20 protein-coding genes and 1 tRNA gene are annotated in these 20,799 nt (G+C 70.1%); 13 read left to right on the forward strand and 8 right to left on the reverse strand.

Annotated elements, in window-relative coordinates; genetic code table 11:
* The first annotated feature begins 84 nt into the window (after window positions 1-84).
* Complete coding sequence (gene citZ / locus P1Y20_RS10910; protein WP_304448687.1) at window positions 85-1,218, forward strand: citrate synthase; 1,134 nt, start codon at window positions 85-87, stop codon at window positions 1,216-1,218.
* Window positions 1,219-1,473: 255 nt separating this feature from the next.
* Window positions 1,474-1,995, forward strand: coding sequence for a hypothetical protein (locus P1Y20_RS10915; RefSeq protein ID WP_304448688.1), 522 nt, complete (start codon window positions 1,474-1,476; stop codon window positions 1,993-1,995).
* Between the two features lie 9 nt (window positions 1,996-2,004).
* Here P1Y20_RS10915 and P1Y20_RS10920 read toward each other — a convergent pair whose 3' ends face one another.
* Window positions 2,005-3,369 carry an MATE family efflux transporter gene (locus P1Y20_RS10920; RefSeq protein ID WP_304449487.1) on the reverse strand — a complete coding sequence of 455 codons (1,365 nt, stop codon included), beginning with the start codon at window positions 3,367-3,369 and terminating at the stop codon, window positions 2,005-2,007.
* Between the two features lie 141 nt (window positions 3,370-3,510).
* Here P1Y20_RS10920 and P1Y20_RS10925 point away from each other — a divergent pair, with 141 nt between their 5' ends.
* Both P1Y20_RS10925 and ilvA read left to right on the forward strand, forming a co-directional pair.
* Complete coding sequence (locus tag P1Y20_RS10925; protein WP_304448689.1) at window positions 3,511-3,897, forward strand: gamma-glutamylcyclotransferase family protein; 387 nt, start codon at window positions 3,511-3,513, stop codon at window positions 3,895-3,897.
* 209 nt (window positions 3,898-4,106) lie between these two features.
* Window positions 4,107-5,318, forward strand: coding sequence for a threonine ammonia-lyase (ilvA, locus tag P1Y20_RS10930; protein WP_304448690.1), 1,212 nt, complete (start codon window positions 4,107-4,109; stop codon window positions 5,316-5,318).
* 48 nt (window positions 5,319-5,366) lie between these two features.
* On the opposite strand, the gene P1Y20_RS10935 is transcribed toward ilvA, so the two are convergent.
* Window positions 5,367-6,341, reverse strand: coding sequence for a patatin-like phospholipase family protein (locus P1Y20_RS10935; RefSeq protein WP_304448691.1), 975 nt, complete (start codon window positions 6,339-6,341; stop codon window positions 5,367-5,369).
* 161 nt (window positions 6,342-6,502) lie between these two features.
* Between P1Y20_RS10935 and P1Y20_RS10940 the strand changes: the two genes are divergently transcribed.
* From P1Y20_RS10940 to P1Y20_RS10965, 6 genes are all read left to right on the forward strand, one after another.
* Window positions 6,503-6,892, forward strand: coding sequence for a Rid family detoxifying hydrolase (locus tag P1Y20_RS10940; protein ID WP_304448692.1), 390 nt, complete (start codon window positions 6,503-6,505; stop codon window positions 6,890-6,892).
* Window positions 6,889-7,080, forward strand: coding sequence for a DUF7981 family protein (locus P1Y20_RS10945; RefSeq protein WP_304448693.1), 192 nt, complete (start codon window positions 6,889-6,891; stop codon window positions 7,078-7,080). The genes P1Y20_RS10940 and P1Y20_RS10945 overlap by 4 nt, the downstream gene beginning before the upstream one ends.
* A gap of 51 nt (window positions 7,081-7,131) precedes the next feature.
* Window positions 7,132-7,212 (forward strand) — tRNA-Ser (locus P1Y20_RS10950).
* A gap of 227 nt (window positions 7,213-7,439) precedes the next feature.
* On the forward strand, window positions 7,440-7,838 hold the full coding sequence (locus P1Y20_RS10955; RefSeq protein WP_304448694.1) for a DUF7383 domain-containing protein: 399 nt from the start codon (window positions 7,440-7,442) through the stop codon (window positions 7,836-7,838).
* A 192-nt stretch (window positions 7,839-8,030) separates the two neighbouring features.
* The gene (thsB, locus tag P1Y20_RS10960) at window positions 8,031-9,701 is read left to right on the forward strand and encodes a thermosome subunit beta (protein WP_304448695.1); all 1,671 of its coding nucleotides are present in this window, start codon (window positions 8,031-8,033) and stop codon (window positions 9,699-9,701) included.
* A 153-nt stretch (window positions 9,702-9,854) separates the two neighbouring features.
* Window positions 9,855-10,295 (forward strand): Ig-like domain-containing protein, encoded by a 441-nt coding sequence (locus P1Y20_RS10965; protein WP_304448696.1) that lies wholly within the window; start codon window positions 9,855-9,857, stop codon window positions 10,293-10,295.
* Between the two features lies 1 nt (window position 10,296).
* Here P1Y20_RS10965 and P1Y20_RS10970 read toward each other — a convergent pair whose 3' ends face one another.
* Window positions 10,297-11,775, reverse strand: a complete 1,479-nt coding sequence (locus tag P1Y20_RS10970) for a hypothetical protein (RefSeq protein WP_304448697.1) — start codon at window positions 11,773-11,775, stop codon at window positions 10,297-10,299.
* An 85-nt stretch (window positions 11,776-11,860) separates the two neighbouring features.
* Here P1Y20_RS10970 and P1Y20_RS10975 point away from each other — a divergent pair, with 85 nt between their 5' ends.
* Window positions 11,861-12,856 carry an ornithine cyclodeaminase family protein gene (locus P1Y20_RS10975; RefSeq protein WP_304448698.1) on the forward strand — a complete coding sequence of 332 codons (996 nt, stop codon included), beginning with the start codon at window positions 11,861-11,863 and terminating at the stop codon, window positions 12,854-12,856.
* A 1-nt stretch (window position 12,857) separates the two neighbouring features.
* Here P1Y20_RS10975 and P1Y20_RS10980 read toward each other — a convergent pair whose 3' ends face one another.
* On the reverse strand, window positions 12,858-13,073 hold the full coding sequence (locus P1Y20_RS10980; RefSeq protein WP_304448699.1) for a DUF7535 family protein: 216 nt from the start codon (window positions 13,071-13,073) through the stop codon (window positions 12,858-12,860).
* Window positions 13,074-13,269: 196 nt separating this feature from the next.
* On the opposite strand from P1Y20_RS10980, the gene leuS reads away from it, so the two are divergent.
* A complete protein-coding gene (gene leuS / locus P1Y20_RS10985; protein WP_304448700.1) occupies window positions 13,270-15,924 on the forward strand; it encodes a leucine--tRNA ligase in 2,655 nt (884 codons plus the stop codon).
* A 69-nt stretch (window positions 15,925-15,993) separates the two neighbouring features.
* Here the strand turns inward: leuS and P1Y20_RS10990 are convergent, their stop codons facing one another.
* The 3 genes from P1Y20_RS10990 to pheA all read right to left on the reverse strand — a co-directional run bounded on the left by P1Y20_RS10990 (window position 15,994) and on the right by pheA (window position 18,704).
* On the reverse strand, window positions 15,994-16,401 hold the full coding sequence (locus tag P1Y20_RS10990; RefSeq protein WP_304448701.1) for an Hsp20/alpha crystallin family protein: 408 nt from the start codon (window positions 16,399-16,401) through the stop codon (window positions 15,994-15,996).
* Between the two features lie 79 nt (window positions 16,402-16,480).
* Window positions 16,481-17,854: a serine hydrolase domain-containing protein gene (locus tag P1Y20_RS10995; RefSeq protein ID WP_304448702.1), complete on the reverse strand. Its 1,374-nt coding sequence runs from the start codon at window positions 17,852-17,854 to the stop codon at window positions 16,481-16,483.
* Between the two features lie 43 nt (window positions 17,855-17,897).
* Window positions 17,898-18,704: a prephenate dehydratase gene (gene pheA, locus P1Y20_RS11000; RefSeq protein WP_304448703.1), complete on the reverse strand. Its 807-nt coding sequence runs from the start codon at window positions 18,702-18,704 to the stop codon at window positions 17,898-17,900.
* 148 nt (window positions 18,705-18,852) lie between these two features.
* Here pheA and P1Y20_RS11005 point away from each other — a divergent pair, with 148 nt between their 5' ends.
* Window positions 18,853-19,335: an SRPBCC family protein gene (locus tag P1Y20_RS11005; protein ID WP_304448704.1), complete on the forward strand. Its 483-nt coding sequence runs from the start codon at window positions 18,853-18,855 to the stop codon at window positions 19,333-19,335.
* Between the two features lie 21 nt (window positions 19,336-19,356).
* Here P1Y20_RS11005 and lpdA read toward each other — a convergent pair whose 3' ends face one another.
* Entirely contained in the window at window positions 19,357-20,781 is a 1,425-nt protein-coding gene (lpdA, locus tag P1Y20_RS11010; protein ID WP_304448705.1) for a dihydrolipoyl dehydrogenase, read from the reverse strand.
* Between the last annotated feature and the right edge of the window lie 18 nt (window positions 20,782-20,799).

Consider the following 20,799-nt stretch of genomic DNA (forward strand, 5'->3'; position numbering starts at 1 on the left):
GTCGACTCACCCATAGCATGCCGTCGCCGTCGTGCAATCCCGGTATAATAACCCTTTTAGACTCGGCTCTGAAACCGGTAGCATATGGCCGACGAGCTGAAGAAGGGGCTGGAGGGTGTGCTGGTCGCCGAGTCCGAACTGAGCTTTATCGACGGCGACGCGGGCCAGCTCATCTATCGCGGGTACTCCATCGACGACCTCGCTCGACAGGCGAGCTACGAGGAAGTCGTCTACCTCCTGTGGCACGGGGAGTTGCCCGAGGAGGGCGACCTCGCCGAGTTCAGCGACGCGATGTCCACCGAGCGCGCACTCGCCGACGGGATGTACGACCTCGTGCGCGAACTCGCGGACGCCGACGAGGAGCCGATGGCCGCGATGCGCACCATCGCCTCGAACCTCTCGGCGTACGACCCCGACCGCGACGCCGACCCGACCGACCGCGAGGCGAACCTCCGGAAGGGCCGCCGGCTCACCGCGAAGCTCCCGACGGCGCTCGCGGCCTTCTCACGCCTCCGGGAGGGCGACGAACCGGTCGCCCCTCGCGAGGACCTGAGCCACGCCGCGAACTTCCTCTACATGCTCAACGACGAGGAACCGGACGACGTGCTCGCGGAGACGTTCGACATGGCGCTCGTGCTCCACGCCGACCACGGCCTCAACGCCTCGACGTTCTCCGCGATGGTCACCGCCTCGACGCTCGCGGACCTCCACAGCGCCATCACGAGCGCCGTGGGGACGCTCTCGGGGAGCCTCCACGGCGGTGCCAACCAGGACGTCATGGAGATGCTGAAGGAGGTCGACGAGAGCGGCAAGGAGGCGAGGCAGTGGGTCGACGACGCCCTCGACCGCGGCCGGCGCGTCCCCGGCTTCGGCCACCGCGTCTACAACGTGAAGGACCCCCGCGCGCGCATCCTGAGCGAGAAGTCGAAGGCCCTCGGCGAGGCCGGCGACATGAAGTGGTACGACTACAGCGTCGGCATCGAGGAGTACCTCGGCGAGGAGAAGGGCCTCGCGCCGAACGTGGACTTCTACTCCGCCTCGACGTACTACCAGATGGGTATCCCCGTCGACATCTACACGCCCATCTTCGCCGTCAGCCGCGTCGGCGGCTGGGTCGCCCACGTCCTCGAACAGTACGAGGACAACCGCCTCATCCGCCCGCGCGCCCGCTACGTCGGCGACCGTGACCTCGACTTCACGCCGGTCGAGGAGCGATAGACGGTCTCGGACGCGACGACAGGGACTCTCGTACCCCTCTTCCTCTCCCCGACCGCACAATCCGGTCTCCTCCATACTCTCCCGCGAGCGAGTGGAGTGAGCGGCCGCGTCGACCCCCGAGCATCGCGAGGGGGTGAGGCGCGGTTTTTGGTCGAGGGGTTGCCAGCGGGCGGCGGAGTCGCCCGCGCAGCAAACCGTCGTGTGGCAACACGTCGGGCCACGAAGCTTACAACCTCCCACCCCTCGCTCTCCGACGTGTACGAATCGGTCCCCCCCGCCGTCCAGTCGCTACTGGAGTTCTCCACCGGTCCGTTCGCGCTGTTCGTCGTCCTCGTCTACTCCCTCCTCGTGGCGACGGTCCTGCCCTTCCCCGGCGAGGTGGTGCTCGCCGTCCCCCTCGACCTCGGGCTCAGTCACACCACGGAACTCGGGTTGCTCGTCGTCGTCAGCAGCCTCGGGAAGGCCGTCGGGAGCCTCCTCGCGCTCTCGCTCCGTGACGGGGCGACGCGGACCAGCCCGTTCGTCAGGCTCTACGGGCGGGTGCCGCCGTGGCTCGCCGCGCGCCAGCGCGCGCTCGTCCGACGCGTCGGCGACCACGGCTACCTCGGCCTCGCCGCCGGCCTCTCGGTCCCGCTGATGCCCGACACGGCGCTCATCTACGCGTTCACCGTCGTCGAGACGGACCGGTTGAAGTTCGCGCTCGCCACCTTCGTCGGCACCGTCGTCCGCCTGCTGGCGGTCCTCGGCGTGGTCGGGGGGCTCTCGGCCGTCGCCTGAGCGTTCGCCTCAGTCTTCCGCGAGGCTCCCGCGTTCGGTCATCAGCCGCGTGGCCCGGCCCGCCCAGTCCGAGCGCCCGAAGCTCACGGTCACGACGAGCGCCATCCAGACGTAGGCGAGGGCGATGCCGGCGTACGCCCCGACGACGCCGTAGTCGAGGTGGACGCCGACGAAGTAGGTGACCCCGACCATGAAGCCGAACAGCCCGGAGGTGCGCGCGACGAAGGGGACGCGCGTCTCGCTCGCCCCCCGGAGCGCCCCCTGCAGGACGGTGAACGTGGCGAGGAACCCGCCGGTGAGGCCGTAGACGCGCGCGAAGTCGACGGCGTAGCGCGTCGTCTCGGGGTCGTCGGTGAAGGCCGCGACGAACGCGTCCGCGCCGGCCACCAGCAGGAGGCCGACGCCCCCGACGGTGCAGAGACCGAGCGCGGCCGTCGCCCACCCCTCGAAGCGCGCCCGTCCCGGGTCGCCGTCGCCCAGCGCCTGCCCGACCACGACGCTCGCGGCGACGTTGTACCCCCGCGAGAGCGGCCCCGTCACCTGCTGGTACATCCGCCGGCCGATCTGGAAGGCGGCGTTGACCTCCGTCCCGAAGCCGAGGAGGATGCTGTTGAGCGGGAACTCCGCGAGCGTCGAGGCGAGGCCCTCGGCGACGGAGGGGGCGCTGACGGCGACGAGCTGGCGCGCGACGACCGGGTCGGAGGGGACGACGAGGTCGGCGTCGGCCCAGTCGGTCGCGAGCGCCACGAGGAGGGCGACGGCGGTGAAGACGTTCCCGGCGGCGGTGGCGAGGCCGACGCCGACGACGCCGAGCGCCGGTGCACCGAGCAGGCCGAGACCGAGGACGACGCTGCCGGTGATGTTGAGACCGTTGGCGACGACGTTGACGTACATCGGGGTGCGGGTGTCGCCGGTGCCCTGGAGCGCGCGGGCGGCGACGAGCGAGACGTGGCGCGCGGGCGCGGTGGCGAAGACGACCGCGAGGTAGGCCCCGCCGAGGCGCACCACCGCCGGTGGCGCACCGAGCAGCGCGATGGCCGCCTCGCCGAACAGGAGGCCGACCGCGACGAACGGGAGGCCGAGGAGCGCGCCGATGACGACGGCGGTGCTGATGGCCTGGTCGCGGTTGGCGGCGGCGGCCGCGGTCTCGCGCCCACGACCACTCCCGGTCCCGTCGTCGACGGGGGCGGCCGTCGCTCCGGTGTCCTGACTGGAGAGGGCGATGGCGCCGCCGCCCATGCCCAGCCCGATCCAGAGGGGGAAGCGGGCGTAGAGGTCGGCCAGGCCGATGGCGGCGACGGCGACGGGGGAGATGGCGGCGGTGACGACGACGTCCGTCGTCCGCATGAGCGTCCGGAAGGTCTGTTCGGCCATCACCGGCCACGACAGGGAGAAGACGCGCTTCCAGACGCCGAGGAGACGGGTTCTCGACGCGAACTGCACTGTCCGTGGGTTCGGTCGGGCGCCGTTTGAGCGTGCCGGTCCGTTTACGTCGCCCCCGACCGGACGGGTGGTATGGACGTGTTCGTCTACGGGACGCTGGCCGACCCCGAACGCGTGGCCGAGGTCGTCGACGACGGGACGTTCGTCGGCGAGGCGACGCTCTCGGGGCTCCACCGCGTCGACGGGACGTACCCGACGCTCGCCCCCGGCGGGGAGGTCCACGGGCGGTTGCTCCGGACCGCCCACCTCGAACGCCTCGACGCCTACGAGGGCGTCGACCGGGGCATCTACACCCGCGTCCGCGTCCCGAGCGACACCCGCGAGGGGTCGGTCTGGACCTACGTCGGCGACCCGGAGTCGCTGTTCGTCCCCGTCGACTGGCCCGGCGAGGACCCCTTTCCCGAGCGCGTCCGGCACTACCTCCGCCGGCAACCTGTCGTCGTCAGAACAGACGGCTGACGCTCGTTCGCCAGCCGTCTGACGACGCCGGAATCGGGCCGCTGTATGGCGGTTTCACTTTCGGTCCGGATGGGTGGGGTTTATATTTGTGGTGGGCAATACGGCAGACGTCACACGCTCCACGGTGGAGCGTCCCCACCTGTGTTCCGGTCGGGGGCTCCCCTCGGCCATTCAAAACACGTAACACCCCCGCAGCGGTAGCGCCGGGCATGCTGACGCTCGACGACGTTCGTGCGGCGCGCGAGCGCATCGGCGACGCCGCCGTCCACACCCCCATCGACTACTCCCACACCTTCTCCCGGTTCACCGGTGCCGAGGTCTACCCGAAGTACGAACAGTTCCAGCGCACCGGCGCGTTCAAGATTCGCGGCGCGACCAACCGCATCGCCACGCTCCCGGAGTCGGCGCGCGAGGCGGGCGTCGTCACCGCGAGCGCCGGCAACCACGCCCAGGGCGTCGCGCTCGCGGCCACGCGGGCCGGCGTCGACGCGACCATCGTCATGCCCGAGAACGCCCCCATCTCGAAGGTGAAGGCGACGGAGGGCTACGGCGGCACCGTCGTCCTCCACGGCGCGGACTACGACGCGGCGCAGGCCCACGCCCACGACATCGAGCGCGAGGAGGACCGGTTCTACGTCCACGCCTTCGACGACGAGGACGTGATGGCCGGCCAGGGGACAATCGGCCTCGAGATACTCGAGGACTGCCCCGAGGTCGACACCGTCGTCGTCCCCATCGGCGGCGGCGGCCTCATCTCGGGCATCGCCACGGCGGTGAAGGGCCTCGACGACGACGTGCGCGTCGTCGGCGTGCAGGCGGAGGGGGCCTCCAGCGTGGCCGACTCGCTCGTGAAGGGCGAGGTGGTCTCGCTCGACGCCGTCGACACCATCGCCGACGGCATCGCGGTGGGCCGCGCCGGCGACCGGACGTTCCCCGTCATCCGCGAGCGCGTCGACGAGGTGGTCACCGTCTCGGACCCCGAGATAGCGATGGCCATCACCTACCTGCTGGAGCGCTCGAAGGTGCTCGCCGAAGGTGCCGGCGCGGCCGCCCTCGCCGCCGTCATCGAGGGGACGTTCGACTACGACGAGGGCGAGGTCATCGTCCCGCTCGTCTGCGGGGGGAACATCGACTCCAACACGCTCACCACCGTCCTCATGCGCGGGCTCATCGAGCGCGGGCGCTACCTCCGCCTCAAGACGGTCCTCACCGACGAACCGGGGGCGCTCCGTCGACTCGCGACCGTCATCGCCGAGGAGCGCGCGAACATCTACGCCATCCAGCACGACCGGACCGCCCGCGACGTGGGGATGTCCTCCGCCGAGGTGGAACTCGACCTGGAGACGCGCGGACACGACCACGTCGAACACCTCATCGACGTCCTCGAGTCGAAGGGCTACCCGGTCGAAGTGCTGCTGTAGTCGGCCTCGCGGCCGAGTCCGGCGGCCTCTCGAAGCCGACCCGGCGGCTCACACTCCCTCGTGCCCGTCGAGGAACGCCCTCGCCTCCTCCTCGCCGGCGGCCAGCAACCGCTCGACGAACCGGGGCGAGCGGTCGAGTTTCGAACTCAGGCCGAACTCGCCGTCGAGCGCGACGCGGTGGACGTCGGTGTGGACGAACCGCTCCTCCGGCAGGTAGCCCGCCTCGACCCACTCGTTGACGCGCTCGACGAACCGGAGTTCCTGGTTGAGCGAGAGGTTACCCGACAGCTCGTTGCGTCGGTCGGCTATCTCCAGCAGCGACGTGGGGCGTCCCTCGCGCTCCTGGGGGTTTATCTGGACGACCCACAGCTCCTCGGGCTTGCGGTCCGGTGGCACCTCCATCAGGTCGCGAATCGGCGGGTTCTGCGAGAACAGGCCGTCCCAGTGGTAGTGGCCGTTCATCGCCACGGCGCGGAACAGTTCGGGGAGCGCCATCGAGGCGAGCGTGGCGTCGAGCGTGAGCCGCGTCGCGTCGAACGTCTCGAAACAGCCCCCGTTGATGTCGACGGTCCCGACCTGCAGCGCGGGGCTCCCCTCGCGGGCGGCGAGTCGCGGGAGGGCGTCGAAGTCGACGAGCGAGTCGAGCAGGTCGCGCAGCCTGCGTTCACCCCACCGTGCGGCGGGGTTGTGGTAGGGACTGATTTCGGCGACGGCGGCCCCGCCGTTGACCAGCCGCGACCCGGCGACGGTCCAGGCGTTCGCCCAGCGGTCGAGCGGGTCGTCGGCCGCGAGGTCCGCCCACGCCCGGGCGAGGAGGTCGCGTGCCCGCTCCGGCCCGCCCGTCTGGAGGCCGTACCACGCCGCGAGCGCCGAGAGCGCGCCCCCGGAGGTACCCGACAGGCCGACGAGGCGGTGGTCGTCGCTCGCGTCGAGCGCCGGCAGCAGTTCGCGCAGCGCGCCCGCGGTGAAGGCCGTGTGACTCCCGCCGCCCTGGCAGGCGACGGCGACGTTCGTCGCGTCCATACGTACCGCTCGGAGGCATCGGGTAAGTGCTTGGGCGGTGGCGCGGTGACTGCGGGCGTATCTGGGTGTCGCGGCCGCGACGGGGAGGGGGGACCGCGTGCAGTCAGCGCCAGCGCCCGGGGTCGTCGGGATTTATGCCGTCGCCGTCGGAGTGGTGCGACATGAAGCGAACCGTCAGCACGGACGACGCGCCCGCCGCCGTGGGGGCGTACAGTCAGGCGACGACGACCGGCGACCTCGTCTTCACGGCGGGGCAGATCGCCCTCACGGTCGACGGCGAGTCGCTCGTCGACGCCTCCATCGCCGAGCAGACCGAACAGGCGCTCGCGAACCTCGAGGCGGTCCTCGAAGCGGCCGGCGCGGACCGCTCCTCGGTGCTCAAGACGACGGTCTTCCTCGCCGACATCGACGACTTCGAGGAGATGAACGAGGCGTACGCGGGCTTCTTCGAGTCGGACCCGCCGGCGCGGAGCGCGGTGCAGGCCGGCGCGCTGCCGAAGGGCGCTGGCGTCGAGATAGAGGCGGTCGCGGTCCGCTCCGACGAGGCGTGAGGCCCCGGACGCGCGCCAGCCTGCTGTGGGGTATCATCGGTGCGCTGTCGTTCCTCGTCCTCGCGCAGGGCTATCGCCTGTTCGGCGGCGACCCCATCGACGCGTCGGTGCTGGTCGGGGTGGCGGTCGTCGTGGGGGTGGCCGCGAGCGTCGCCACCTACGTCGCCGACGGGTTCCTGCACGGGTAGCCCGGGGCAGAACGAAAGGGATTAAGCCGTGGTTCCAGTAGCCTCTGACGAGCCAGGATGGCCGAGTGGTAAGGCGCACGCCTGGAAAGCGTGTTCCCTCTGGGATCCAGGGTTCAAATCCCTGTCCTGGCGTCTCCATCGATACCGACAGAGTTTGAGCAACGAGTACGCGCACAGCGAAGCGAGCACGTGCGAGTGGGTTCAAATCCCTGTCCTGGCGTTCTTCGGAGTGCAGCGAGATAGAACAGGGAGCGGTTCGCCGCGACCGGGTCCTGCCGGGCGAAGATTCGCGCGCTCGAGTTCCCCCTCCCGGTTGTCCGAATCCACGAGGCTATGTGTCTCGCCTCGGTGCTGCGTGTATGGACGAACAGCGGTACCGGAGCAACTACGCGCTGGTCGAGTTCAGCGAGTACCTCGGCGAGGACGAGGCCGACCTCGACGTGTCGTGGGCGGCGTTCGCCGGGAACGCCTCGGCCGAGCGGGCGTTCACCGTCCCGACCGACTCGGCCGTCGACGGCTATCTCACCGTCCAGGCGTTCGACGTGGGCACGTACGGTCACGAGATACTGGTCAACGGGGAGTCGCTCTCGGGGTTCGACCTCCCGCCCTCGTCGGGCTGGCAGTGCTGGATGGACGTACTGACCGGCGCGACGCTCCGGGCCGGCGAGAACACGGTCCAGTTCCGCCGCGACCCCGACTCGGACGACGCCTTCGCCGTGGGGACGGTCCGCGTCACCTGGCGCGAGCCGGTCGAGTGAGTTTCACTATTTAAAGAGCCGGCTACGGACGGTTCGTCCCGGCGTACGTCGAGTTTCGGTCACGGGCAGAAGGAACGCGGTGTCGGACGTCGAGGGGGGTTTCGAGTGGGTTCGGACCGTGCATCGTGATAGCACACGCGAGCCGAAAACGCGTGCTTTTATATAGAAGCACAAACAACGTTCGACTCGATTATGAGCCAGCGACAGCGAATGGGTCAGCCGATGATCATCCTCGGCGACGACGCCCAGCGGATGAAAGACCGCGACGCGCAGTCTCACAACATCCAGGCGGCGCGGGCGGTCGCGGAGGCGGTACGCTCCACCCTCGGTCCGAAGGGGATGGACAAGATGCTCGTCTCCTCGATGGGCGACGTCACCGTCACGAACGACGGCGTCACCATCCTGCAGGAGATGGACATCGACAACCCGACGGCCGAGATGATCGTCGAGGTCGCGGAGACCCAGGAGGACGAGGCCGGCGACGGCACGACCACCGCGGTCGCCATCGCGGGCGAGCTCCTGAAGAACGCCCAGGACCTCCTCGAACAGGACATCCACCCGACGGCCATCATCAAGGGCTTCCACCTCGCCTCCCAGCGGGCCCGCGAGGAGGTCGACGACATCGCCGAGCAGGTCGACACCGACGACGAGGAACTCCTCCGGAAGGTCGCGGAGACCTCCATGACCGGCAAGGGCGCCGAACTCAACAAGGAGCTCCTCGGACGGCTCATCGTCGAGGCCGTCCAGCAGGTCACCGTCGAGGGGCCCGACGGCGAGAACGTCGTCGATCTCGAGTACGTCAACCTCGAGACCCAGACCGGGCGCGCCGCGGGCGAGTCCGAACTCCTCCAGGGCGCGGCCATCGACAAGGACCCCGTCCACCCCGACATGCCCGACTCCGTCGAGGAGGGCCGGGTCATGCTCATCAACGAGCCCATCGAGATCGAGGAGGCCGACGTCGACACGCAGCTCTCCGTCGACAGCCCCGACCAGCTCCAGCGCTTCCTCGACAACGAGGAGAAACAGCTGAAGGAGAAGGTCGAGCAGATCAAGGCCACGGGCGCGAACGTCGTCTTCTGCCAGAAGGGCATCGACGACCTCGCCCAGCACTACCTCGCGAAGGAGGGCATCCTCGCGGTCCGTCGCGTGAAGAAGTCCGACGTGAAGTTCCTGAAGGAGGTCCTCGGCGCGCGCGTCGTCAGCGACCTCGACAGCGCCTCCGAGGAGGACCTCGGCCAGGGCCGCGTCAGCCGCGACGAGGCCGACGAGCTGTTCTACGTCGAGGGTGACGACAGCCACGGCGTGACGCTCCTGCTGCGCGGCTCGACCGACCACGTCGTCGACGAACTGGAGCGCGGCATCACCGACGCGCTCGACGTCGTCGCCCAGACCGTCTCCGACGGCCGCGTGCTGGCCGGCGGCGGTGCCATCGAGGTCGAACTCGCCCGGCGTCTGCGCGACTACGCCGACTCCGTCGAGGGCCGCGAACAGCTCGCCGTCGAGGCGTTCGCCGACGCGCTCGAACTCGTCCCGCGCGTCCTCGCCGAGAACGCCGGCCTCGACGCCATCGACACGCTCGTCGACCTCCGCGCCGCCCACGAGGACGGGCAGGTCCGCGCGGGCCTGAACGTCTTCAGCGGCGACGTCGAGGACACCTTCGAGGCGGGCGTCGTCGAACCCGCCCACGCGAAGGAACAGGCGCTCTCCTCGGCCACCGAGGCGGCGAACCTGGTCCTCAAAATCGACGACATCATCGCGGCGGGCGACCTCTCGACCGGCGGCAACGACGACGAGGAAGCGGGCGGCGCCCCCGGCGGCATGGGTGGCATGGGCGGTATGGGCGGCATGGGCGGCGCGATGTGACGCTCGGGTAGTCACCACCCACGCCTTCCACGACCCGCACCCACTCGCACCGCACCGACCGCCGACCGCTCGCCCCGTCGGGCGACCCGAACTCGTTTTTCTGATGTCTGTCCAGTAGGAATACATATGCTACCCCGTGGAGTAACGGGTCGCATGTCCCCCTCTCGCCGGACGTTCGTCTCGCTCTCGCTGGCGACGGCGCTCGGCGTCGTCGGTTGTGTCGGTTCGCCGACCGACCCGTCGTCGGGGTCGACGGCCGACGCGGAACCGGCGGCGCAGTCGGTCGAGCGGAGCGCGACGCTCGTGCTCGTGAACGCCGCGGCCGAGCGTCACGACCTGCGCGTCGAGGTCGAGGCCGACGGGGCGACGGTCTTCGAGACGACGCTCACCCTCGACGGCGGCGAGCGCACGCGCTACGTCGAGACGCTCCCGTTTCGCCCGACGGGCCTGACCGACTTCGGGTTCACCGTCGAGGTGGACGGCGACCCCTACCGGAAGGCGGTCGTCCTCGACCGCGACGGCGGCCGGACGGTCCGGGTCGTCGTCCAGACGAACGGCGTCCCGGCCATCGACTTCGTCGCCGAGGAGTCCTGACTCATCGCTCGCGCTCCCCGTTCGTTCCGTTCTCGCTCACGCGCTCCGGGTCGTCCTCGACGACGACGGGACGCTCGTCCGCGGCCTCGGAGAGCCACCCGGGGGTGGGGACCGTCGTCTCGCCCCGGTCGCGGTAGCGGAGTTCCTCCCGCCCGCGAATCGTCCGGTCGCCCTCGTCGCGGACGTACGACTCCTCGTACGTCTCGACGAAGCCCTCCTCGCCGACGACGAACGAGACGCTGGCGTCCGAGGACGCCGCGGGACGTGCCCCGGTATCGTACCCGGGGACGCCGGTCGCCTCCACGCGATACCGACCGTCGTCCAGTTCGGTGACGGTCGTCTCCTCGGCGTACGGGAGCCAGGTCGAGAACGACGGCGTGGGAGCGCTCCGTGCGTTCCCGATGACCTCCTCGGGGTAACTGACGTCTCCCTCGGGGGACACCTGTCGGGAGTAGCCGACCGACCCGTTCGACCAGTGGTGCGTCTCCCAGGTCCGGTTGCGACTCGTGCTGGTCCGGTTGCGGTAGTAGCGCTCCCGGTCGGCACTGAGGCGGTCGCGTTCGGCCGTCCGGTCGAGGAGGTCACCGTCGACGGTCCGGCGGACGTCCTCCCGGACGACGGTGACCGACTCGTTTCGGAGCGACTCACGGTGTGCCTGCCTGAGCGCGTTCGTGTCGACGACGCGGTCCTCGACCACCCCCGGAGCGACGTACTCGCGGGCCGCGATGGTCGAGAGCGCGTCGTCGACCCACCCGGGGCGGCCGACGTCCGTCCGGCCGACGTCGGTGAGTTCGACGCTCGTGCGGTCGACCTCGTCCGCCCTGGTCGACCGGTTCACCGTGTACTCGCTGACGAACCCGCGCTCGTCGACGACGAACTCGGTGGTCCCCTCTCGCCCGTCCAGTACGTCGACGCGGTAGCGGTCGTACTCGCCCTCGGTGGCGAGTGCGCTGACCGAGACGTCGCGTGCGCCGTCGAGGACGCTCCACAACTGACCCGTGTGCCCGCTGGGGAAGTGCCACCCGCCGTCGCGGCTCTGTCGGCGTTCGAGAGTCCGGCCGCCACGACGCTCCCGGACGACCGTCGTCGAGTCGTTGGTCCAGAGCCGTATCCCGACGTCGGAGCCTCGACCCGTCATCCGGTCGCTCTCCACCGCCTGGCGCTCCGCGTCGGGGTCGTACCGATAGGTCACGGTCGAGTTCTGTCGGACCTCGTCGCCCCGCGCCCAGTACCGTCGCTGGTCGACGGTCACGGACCGGTTCTCGACGACCGAGGCGTGCGCTCGCATCAGCGCGGAGGCGTTCACCACCTCGTGTTCGGTCAGTCCCGGCGCGACGGTGCCGCCGTACATGTCGCGCGGGACGTCGGCGGGTTCCACGTCCGGCACCTCGCCGCCGTCGCCGAGTCCCGGCGCGAGGCCGTTGCACCCGGCGAGGACGCAGAGGAGGGCGAGGGAGAGGGGGAGGAGGACCTGTCGCATGGACGTACTGTCGTACCGTTCGAGAAAAGTCTTGCCCGCCGGACGCTTCAGACACGTTAAGTAGCGGGCGGAAAGTATTGCCGCCATGGAGACGCTGCTGTTGAACCCCGAGGACGTCGTGGCGAACGCGCGGCTGTCCGAGGTCATCGGTGCGGTCGAGGACGCCTTCGCCGCCTACGAGCGCGGCGACGCACAGATGCCGGCGAAGTCGTACATCGACCTGCCCCAGTACAACGGGGACTTCCGGTCGATGCCCGCCTACCTCGACGCGGGCGACTGGGACGCCGCCGGCATCAAGTGGGTCAACGTCCACCCCGACAACGCGGCGTCGTACGACCTGCCCACCGTCCTCGGCACCATCATCTACTCCGACCCGACGAACGCCTTCCCGCTGGCCGTGATGGACGGGACGAGCGTCACGCGCCTGCGCACGGGGGCGGCGGCCGCCGTCGCCACCGACCACCTCGCCGTCGAGGGGGCGCGTTCGCTCGGCATCGTCGGCGCGGGCGTCCAGTCGTACACCCAACTGGAGGCCATCAGCGAGGTCCGGCCCATCGAGCGCGTCGTCGTCAGCGACCTCGACGAGTCGAAGGTCGCCGCCTTCCGCGACCGCTTCGGCGACGACTTCGACGTCCGGGCGGGGAGCATCGAGGAGGCCGCCGCCTGCGACGTCCTCTCCACCGTGACGCCCGTCGAGAGCCCCATCGTGAAACGCGAGTGGGTCGGCGAGCGCACCCACGTCAACGCGATGGGGGCCGACGCCGCCGGGAAGCACGAACTCGAAGACGCGGTCCTGCTGGACGCGACGCTCGTCATCGACGACCACTCCCAGACGACGCACTCCGGGGAGATCAACGTCCCCTACTCGCAGGGCGTCCTGACGGACGACGACATCGACGCCGAGGTCGGCGAAATCGTCGCCGGGAAACGCGAGGGGCGCACGCCCGAGACGGGTATCTCCGTCTTCGACTCGACGGGCCTCGCCATCCAGGACGTCGCCACCGCACACGTCGTCTACGAGCACGCCGAGGAGGCGGGCGCCGGCTATCCCTTCGACCTCGTCGACACCCGGCTCAGGTAGGTCACCCCGTCCGCCGCGACGCCCCCTGTTCGAACAGTTTCGAGATGGCCCAGACGATGACGAGGAACGGCAACAGCGGCACGAGCAGTATCACCAGCCCGAGGAAGAGTGCCCAGCCGATGGCGTCCATCTCGACGTCTCGCCGTCCGAAGTACCCGGGCGTGACCGTGTCGATGGCGCGCGTCGCCAGCCCGTCGCTCTCGGGTTCCTGGCTCATAGTTGACGGGAGGCAACGCACGGATATAGCCTGCACGCTGCGCCCGGCTGCCTGGTCCCCACTACGTCGGTCCAACCGTTCGACACACGCCGTGTCCGCCCCGACGCGACGCGGCTCGTCCCCGACCTGTCACCCCCGGGTCGAATGACAACTTAAAGAACCTCGGGCCGAGTAGCCTAGGCAACTCCCTCTCCCTATGCAGGAACAACGAGGCTTCGACCACACCGAGCTAGAACAGAAGTGGCAGGACCGCTGGACGGACGCCGGGGTGTACCACGTCCCCGACGACGCCGAGGACCCCACCTACGTCCTCGGGATGTACCCCTACCCCTCGGGACAGCTCCACATGGGGCACGTCCGGAACTACACCATCACGGACGCCTACGCCCGTTACCGCCGGATGTGCGGGGACAGCGTCCTCCACCCGATGGGCTGGGACGCGTTCGGCCTCCCCGCCGAGAACGCCGCCAAGGAGCGCGACACCGACCCGGCGACGTGGACCTTCGACTGCATCGAGACGATGAAGGGGCAGATGGAGTCGATGGGCTTCGGCTACGACTGGGAGCGCGAGGTGACGACCTGCACGCCCGAGTACTACCGCTGGAACCAGTGGCTGTTCGCCCGCTTCCACGAGGAGGGCCTCGTCGAACGCCGCGACGCCGAGGTCAACTGGTGTCCCTCCTGCGAGACGGTCCTCGCGGACGAACAGGTCGAGGGCGAGGCCGAACTCTGCTGGCGCTGCGACACGCCCGTCGAGACGCGGGAACTCTCGCAGTGGTTCCTGAAGATAACGGAGTACGCCGACGAACTGGTCGACGACATCGACCGACTGGAGGGGTGGCCCGACTCCGTGCGGGGGATGCAGCGCAACTGGATCGGCCGCCAGTACGGCACCCGCCTGCCCTTCCAAATCGGCAGCCACGGCACCGTCGAGGCCTTCACCACGCGCGCGGACACCGCCTTCGGCGCGACGTTCTTCGCGCTGGCGCCCGACCACCCCATCACGCAGGAACTGGTCGAGACGGACGAGGCAGTCCGCGAGTTCGTCGAACACGAGGCCGACCCGGAGGGCGACGAACCCAACGGCGTCGAGACGGCCCTCGCCGCGACCAACCCCGTCACGGGCGAGGAGATACCCGTCTACGTCGCCGACTTCGTCCTCTCGGGCGTGGGGACGGGCGCGCTGATGGGCGTGCCCGCCCACGACACCCGCGACCACGCCTTCGCCACGAAGATGGGCATCGACATCGTGCCGGTCGTCGCCCCCGCCAGCGAGGGTGAGGGCGACGCACCCGAGGCCCCCGACGTGAGCGAGGCGGCCTACACCGACGACGGCGTCCTCGTCAACTCCGGGGCGTACGACGGCCTCGACAGCGAGACGGCCCGCGAACGCATCACCGAGGGGACGGAGGGGGCCGAGGAGGCGACCCAGTACCGCCTGCGCGACTGGGGTATCTCCCGCCAGCGCTACTGGGGGACGCCCATCCCGGTCGTCCACTGCGACGACTGCGGCCCGGTCGTCGTCCCCGAGGACGACCTGCCGGTCGAACTCCCCGCGTTCATCAACACGACGGGCAACCCGCTCGACGCCGCCGAGGAGTGGAAGGCGACGACCTGTCCCGAGTGCGGGAGCGAGGCCACCCGCGAGACGGACACGATGGACACGTTCGTCGACTCCTCGTGGTACTTCCTGCGGTACGTCTCACCGGACCTCGACACCGCACCGTTCGACCGCGAGCGGGCCAACGACTGGATGCCCGTCGACCGCTACGTCGGCGGCATCGAACACGCCGTGATGCACCTGCTGTACTCGCGGTTCTTCACGAAGGTGCTGGCCGACCACGAGGGCCTCGACCACCGCGAACCGTTCACCAACCTGCTCGCACAGGGGATGGTCCAGTTGGAGGGCGAGGCGATGTCGAAGTCGAAGGGCAACGTCGTCTCCCCGCAGGCCATCGTCTCGGAGTACGGCGCCGACACCGCCCGGCTGTTCACGATGGAGGCCGCCCAGCCAGAGCGCGACTTCGACTGGACCGACCAGGGCGTCCAGTCGGCGTACGCCTTCCTCCAGCGCCTGCACGAGACGGTCGAGTCGTTCGACGCCGCGGCCGCCGACGGTGCGCGGGACGCCGTCGCCGAGTACGTCGACAGCGAGATAGACGCCACCGTCGCCGTCGCCCGCGAGGACTACGAGACGCTGACGTTCAACACCGCGCTGCGCGAGACGCGCGAACTGGTCGGCCTGCTGCGCAACTACCGCGAGTACGCCGACGCCGTCCACGGCGAGACGTTCGAGCGCGGCCTGCGCGTCGCGGTGCGCCTGCTGGCTCCCGTCACGCCCCACCTCTGTGAGGAACTGTGGGCGGCACTGGGGGAGGACGGCTTCGTCGCCGAGGCGCCGTTCCCCGAACCGGCGGACGACACGGCCGACCACGAGCGTGAGCGCCGACTGGTCGAGAACACCCGGGGCGACGTCCGCCAGATAATCGACGTGGCCGGTATCGAGGACCCCGAACGCATCGAGGTGGTCGTCGCGCCCGCGTGGAAGCACCGCGCGCTCGACATCGCCGTCGAGAGCGACGCGCCGAACGTCATCTCCGAACTGATGCAGGAGGCGTCGATTCGCGAGCAGGGCGACGCCGCCGCCGCCTACGGGCAGGACCTGCAGGACGAGCGCCAGTCGCTCTCCCCCGCGCTCACGCCCGACCGCGAGCGCGAGACGCTCGAACGCGCCGCGTGGCTGCTCGAACGCGAGTTCGGCGCCGACGTGCGGGTCACCCGGGGCGAGGACGCGAGCGACGACCTCGCCGGGAAGGCCCGACCGGGTCGGCCGGCGATTCAGATAGACTGAGCCGCCGAACCGCCGCGCTCGCCGGACGAATCGTGCGAAAACGAAAACGCGACCGGGACCGAGTCGCCCTCAGTTGATGGGGATGGACTCCCCGCCGTTCGCGTCCTCCTTCGCCAGCGTGACGGTGAGGATGCCGTTGTTGTAGGTGGCGTCCGTCGACCCGCCGTCCAGGCGGCTGCCGAGGCGGACCGAGCGCGTGACCGACTCGCGACTGCGCTCCTGGCGGACGTACTCGCCGTCCTGTTCTTCCTCCTCGCTGGCGCGCTCGGCGGAGATGGTGAGCGTCGTCCCCGAGAGGCGGACGTCGATGTCCTCCTTCTCGTAGCCGGGGAGGTCGGCGGTGACGACGTACCCCTCGTCGGTCTCCACGACGTCGACGGGGACGCCCCGCGTGAGGCCGGTGTCGAAGGCGCGAAGCCCCTCGTTCATCTCCTCGAACATGCGCTCGATGTCCTCGAACGGGTTTCGTCGCGTCATGGGCGACGGTACGGCGGCATCGGAAATAAATTGCCGGCCCGCGGGCGCGTGGTGGGCGTGAACCGTCGGCACGTGGGCGTCACTCCCGCGTGAGCCGTACCGTCCACTTCCCCGTCGAGAGCAACAGGTCCGTTCCCCGTCCGGTCGCCCCTTCGCGTTCGCGGAAGTCGGCCCGCCACCGCACACCGCCGCCCATCGCCGTCGAGAACGAGCGCCCCGGTCGATCCCCGTCCGGCGAGGCGGTGAACGAGAGGTCCCGTTCCTCGACCGTCACCCGGACGGTTCCGAGCGGCCCGGCTTCGACGCGAACCGTCATCTCCCCACGGGATGTCCCGTAGGTACCCGTCACCGCCGTCACGCGCTCGCGGGCGTCGAGCAGGTCCACGGCCTCCTCGGGACGTTCCCCGCAGACGAGCGCGAGCACCGCTTTTCCCGTCGAGACGACCGGTTGCCCCGTCGTGTTGAACGCGAGGGCGACACCGTAGCCCCGTTCGGGGAGGGAGCCGACGTACCCGCCGGAGACGTAGATGCCGCCCCGGTGACCGACGAGGGGTTCGCCGAGGAACTCGCTCACCTCCAGTCCGTAGCCGTAGCCGGGTGCCGTCCCGTCCGCGGTCGGCAGGGGCGGCGACTGGCGGGTGCACATCGCCGCGACGCGCTCGGACCCGAGCACTCGCGTTCCGTCGTGTTCGCCGCCGTTCAGCAGACACCGAACCAGCGTTGCGAGGTCCTCGGCCGTGCTGAGGAGGCCGCCCGAGGAACCGGCGTGTCGGAACTCGTCCGCGAATCCCTCGACGCTCGTCGGGTCACCGTCGGGGTGGTAGCCCGTCATCAGGTCGTCGTCCGGGAGGGTCCCGGGGTCGAACGTCGAACGGTCCATCCCGAGCGGGGCGAGGACCTCCTCCTCGGCGTAGACCGGGAACGGGCGCCCGTCGACGGCGGCGACGAGTTCGCCGAGCAGCGCGAACCCGGCGTTGGAGTACATGTAGCGCCCCTCGTCGGTGAGTCGCCCGTCGGCGACCCCGTCGACGTGCCGGAACAGGTCCTCGCGGTCCGCGACGGAGTCACGTTCGGCGAAGAACCCGCGCGGCAGCCCCGAGGAGTGCGACAGCAGTTCCCCGACCGTGACCGGGTCGCCCGGCGCGTCCCGGAGCACCGGCAGGTGGTTCGCGATGGCATCGTCCAGTGCGACGGCCCCGCGTTCGGTCAACTGGAGGACGGTGACTGCGGTGACGACCTTCGCGATGGACCCGACGCCGTACACCGTTCGGGGTGTCGCCGGCAGTCGGGGGTCGGTGCGCCGTGCGCCGAGGCCGTTCGCGTACAGCACCCCCTCGCGGTCGACGACGGCGACGCTCACGCCCGGTACGCCCCCCTCGACCAGCCAGTCGTCGAGGAACCGCTCGACGGCCCGCACGGTCGACGGGGGCAGGGAGCCCTCCTCAGTTGCCATACCGTGACGTGATACCGTCACGACAAAACTGTCGGGGGAGCGTTCAGTACAGGACGTGCCGGGTGTCGTACGACCCCAGCCGTTTCACCCACCCCTCTTCGACGACGCCCTCGATGGCGGCGACGGCCTCCTTCGTCCGCTCCTCGTAGAGGCCGGCGGCGATGTCCATGTGGAAGACGTAGTCGCCGAGCCGCTCGCCGCTGGGGCGGGACTCGACGCTCGTCAGGTCGATGTCGCGCTCGGCGAACGGTTCGAGCAGTCGGAGGAGCAAGCCGGGGTAGTTCGTGTTCGGGTAGACGACGAGCGAACTCTTCCCGCCGGCCTCGCTGCGCTCGGCCTCCGGGGCGACGACGACGAACCGCGTCGCGTTCGAGGTGCGGTCCTGGATGTCCTCGGCGAGGACGCGCAGGCCCTCGCCCGCGTTGTCGGGGTGGCCGATGCCGGCGACGGCGGGGTCCTCGCGGGCCTGTTCGACGCCGCGGGCGGTGCTCGCGACCGCCTCGCGGACGGCGTGCGGGTAGTTCTCCTCCAGGTAGCTCCGGCACTGTGCGAGCGCCTGGGCGTGGCTGGCGACCACCTCGAAGTCCTCGCGCTGGGCGAGCAGTGCGTGGCGGATGGGGGTGACGATCTCCTCGACGACGGCGACGTCCCGGGTCGCCAGCGCGTCGAGGCTCTCGGTGACGCTCCCCTCGATGCTGTTCTCGATGGGGACGACGCCGCGGTCGACCTGTCCCGCCGCGACCCGTTCGACGATGTCGGTCACCGACTCGGTGAACGTTACCTCGTCGGCGACCGCCCGCGCGGCCCGGTGTGAGTACGTCCCCTCGGGGCCGAGCGTGAGTGCCTTCATGCCCCTCCGTTGTTCGGTGGGCGGCAAAAGCGCGTCGTCGTCACCCTGTTATCTCCGGCGGAACGCTTTTTCCCGTGTGGGGTGTTACTCCGACGTTGACCGGGATATTACTCACGCTCCCCTCCCCGACGGAGGCCGCCAGCACGCGATGACGACGATACGGGCCGAGACGTTCGTCGCCGCGCCGCCGGAACGTGTGTTCGACCTCACCCGGTGTGTCAGCCTCCGCGAGGACGCCCTCACGCACAACCACCTCCACGCCGTCGCCGGCGTCGGCGACGACCTCCTGTCGCCCGGGACGTCCGTCGTCTGGCAGACCCGCCTCCTCGGTATGTCCGTCGCGTTGACGATGCGCCTCGCGACGTACAACCGTCCGCGACACTTCCGCGAGCGGATGGTCGACGGCCCGTTCGAGCGCCTCATCCACGACCGGTTCTTCGAGCCAGAGGACGGGGGGACACTCGTGCGCGACGTCCTCACCTTCGAGTCGCCGCTCGGTGGGCTGGGCGAGGCGGCCGACGCCATCTACCTCGAACGGTTCTTCCGGGACGGCCTCGACCGACTGGACCGCGCGGTGCGAGACGCCGCCGAGTCCGACGACTGGCGCCGCTACCTCGCCGAGTCGGCGTGAGCGAGCGGCCGTCGATTCGAGCTACCGGTTCAGCGTGTGAATCGCGTGCCCCTGTGCGTTCGCCGCCGCCTCCATCACCGCCTCCGAGAGCGTCGGGTGGGTGTGGACCGTCGCGGCGACGTCCTCCAGCGTCGCGCCCATCTCGATGGCGAGGCCGACCTCCGCGACGAGTTCGGACGCCTCCGGCGCGACGATCTGCGCGCCGAGGACGAACCCGCTCGGGCCGTCCGCCACGAGACGGACGAAGCCGTCGGTGTCGTCGAGCGTCAACGCACGCCCGCTGGCGCGGAGCGGCATCGTCCCGACGACGGGTTCGAACCCCTCCTCTTCGGCCTCGGCCTCCGTCAGACCCACGGTGCCGATTTCGGGGTCGGTGAACACCGCCGCCGGTATCGACTGGTGGTCGAGCGCCGCGGGTTCGCCCGCGATGTGCTCGGCGGCGACGTGGCCCTCCTTCATCGCCTTGTGCGCGAGCATCGGCTCGCCGGCGACGTCGCCGACGGCGTAGACGTGCTCGACGTTGGTGCGAGCGCGGTCGTCCGTCGGGACGAACCCGCGTTCGTCGGTCTCGACGCCCGCCGCCTCCAGGTCGAGCGTGTCGGTGACGGGCGTGCGCCCGACGGCCACGAGCACCTTCTCGGCGCCGAACTCGCTCACCTCCCCGTCGGCGTCCTCCGTCCGGACGGTGATGCCCTCGCCGGCGGGTTCCCAGCCCTGGGCGGCCTCGCCGAAGTGGAAGTCGATGCCGAGGCTCTCGGCGCGCTTGCGGACGATACGCGCGACGTCGTCCTCGTAGCCGGGGAGGGCGCCGTCGAGCATCTCGACGACGGTCACGTCCGTCCCGAGTTTGGCGAAGACGGTGCCCAGTTCCATCCCGATGTAGCCCGCCCCGACGACGACGAGGCTCTCGGGGAGCGTCTCCAGCGCGAGGGCGTCGCGCGAGGAGAGGACGTGCTCGCCGTCGAACTCGAAGTTCGGTATCTGGACGGGACGCGACCCGGTCGAGACGACGGCGTGCTCGAACTCGATGGACTCGGAACCCTGCCCCTCGCCCCCGTGGGCGACGCGGACCTTGTTCGCGTCGGCGAACTCCGCGCGCCCCTCGACGAGGTTGACGCCGTTTGCCTTGCACAGTTTCTCGACGCCGCCGGTCAACTGGTCGACGACGTCGTCCTTCCACGAGCGCATCCCCTTCATGTCGACGGCGGGGTCGGCGTGGATACCCATCGCCTCGCCCTCGCGGGCGTCGTGGGCGATGCTCGACGCCGTCACGAACGCCTTCGAGGGGATGCAGCCGTGGTTGAGGCAGGTCCCTCCATACGTCTCTTTCTCGACCAGCGTCACGTCGAGGTCCAGTTGCGCGGCGCGGATGGCGGCGACGTAGCCGCCCGGCCCGGCGCCGATGACGAGGACGTCCGTACCTGTCGCGATGTCTCCGACGACCATACGCGCGATATTTGCCGC

The sequence above is a fragment of the Halomarina ordinaria genome, assembly GCF_030553305.1.
Classification (GTDB): domain Archaea; phylum Halobacteriota; class Halobacteria; order Halobacteriales; family Haloarculaceae; genus Halomarina; species Halomarina ordinaria.

Coding starts and splice junctions, on each gene's coding strand:
- citZ (WP_304448687.1), top strand. CDS start 85: ATGGCCGACGAGCTGAAGAAGGGGCTGGAGGGTGTGCTGGTCGCCGAG.
- P1Y20_RS10920 (WP_304449487.1), bottom strand. CDS start 3,369: ATGGCCGAACAGACCTTCCGGACGCTCATGCGGACGACGGACGTCGTC.
- P1Y20_RS10925 (WP_304448689.1), top strand. CDS start 3,511: ATGGACGTGTTCGTCTACGGGACGCTGGCCGACCCCGAACGCGTGGCC.
- ilvA (WP_304448690.1), top strand. CDS start 4,107: ATGCTGACGCTCGACGACGTTCGTGCGGCGCGCGAGCGCATCGGCGAC.
- P1Y20_RS10935 (WP_304448691.1), bottom strand. CDS start 6,341: ATGGACGCGACGAACGTCGCCGTCGCCTGCCAGGGCGGCGGGAGTCAC.
- P1Y20_RS10940 (WP_304448692.1), top strand. CDS start 6,503: ATGAAGCGAACCGTCAGCACGGACGACGCGCCCGCCGCCGTGGGGGCG.
- P1Y20_RS10955 (WP_304448694.1), top strand. CDS start 7,440: ATGGACGAACAGCGGTACCGGAGCAACTACGCGCTGGTCGAGTTCAGC.
- thsB (WP_304448695.1), top strand. CDS start 8,031: ATGAGCCAGCGACAGCGAATGGGTCAGCCGATGATCATCCTCGGCGAC.
- P1Y20_RS10965 (WP_304448696.1), top strand. CDS start 9,855: ATGTCCCCCTCTCGCCGGACGTTCGTCTCGCTCTCGCTGGCGACGGCG.
- P1Y20_RS10970 (WP_304448697.1), bottom strand. CDS start 11,775: ATGCGACAGGTCCTCCTCCCCCTCTCCCTCGCCCTCCTCTGCGTCCTC.
- P1Y20_RS10975 (WP_304448698.1), top strand. CDS start 11,861: ATGGAGACGCTGCTGTTGAACCCCGAGGACGTCGTGGCGAACGCGCGG.
- P1Y20_RS10980 (WP_304448699.1), bottom strand. CDS start 13,073: ATGAGCCAGGAACCCGAGAGCGACGGGCTGGCGACGCGCGCCATCGAC.
- leuS (WP_304448700.1), top strand. CDS start 13,270: ATGCAGGAACAACGAGGCTTCGACCACACCGAGCTAGAACAGAAGTGG.
- P1Y20_RS10990 (WP_304448701.1), bottom strand. CDS start 16,401: ATGACGCGACGAAACCCGTTCGAGGACATCGAGCGCATGTTCGAGGAG.
- P1Y20_RS10995 (WP_304448702.1), bottom strand. CDS start 17,854: ATGGCAACTGAGGAGGGCTCCCTGCCCCCGTCGACCGTGCGGGCCGTC.
- pheA (WP_304448703.1), bottom strand. CDS start 18,704: ATGAAGGCACTCACGCTCGGCCCCGAGGGGACGTACTCACACCGGGCC.
- P1Y20_RS11005 (WP_304448704.1), top strand. CDS start 18,853: ATGACGACGATACGGGCCGAGACGTTCGTCGCCGCGCCGCCGGAACGT.
- lpdA (WP_304448705.1), bottom strand. CDS start 20,781: ATGGTCGTCGGAGACATCGCGACAGGTACGGACGTCCTCGTCATCGGC.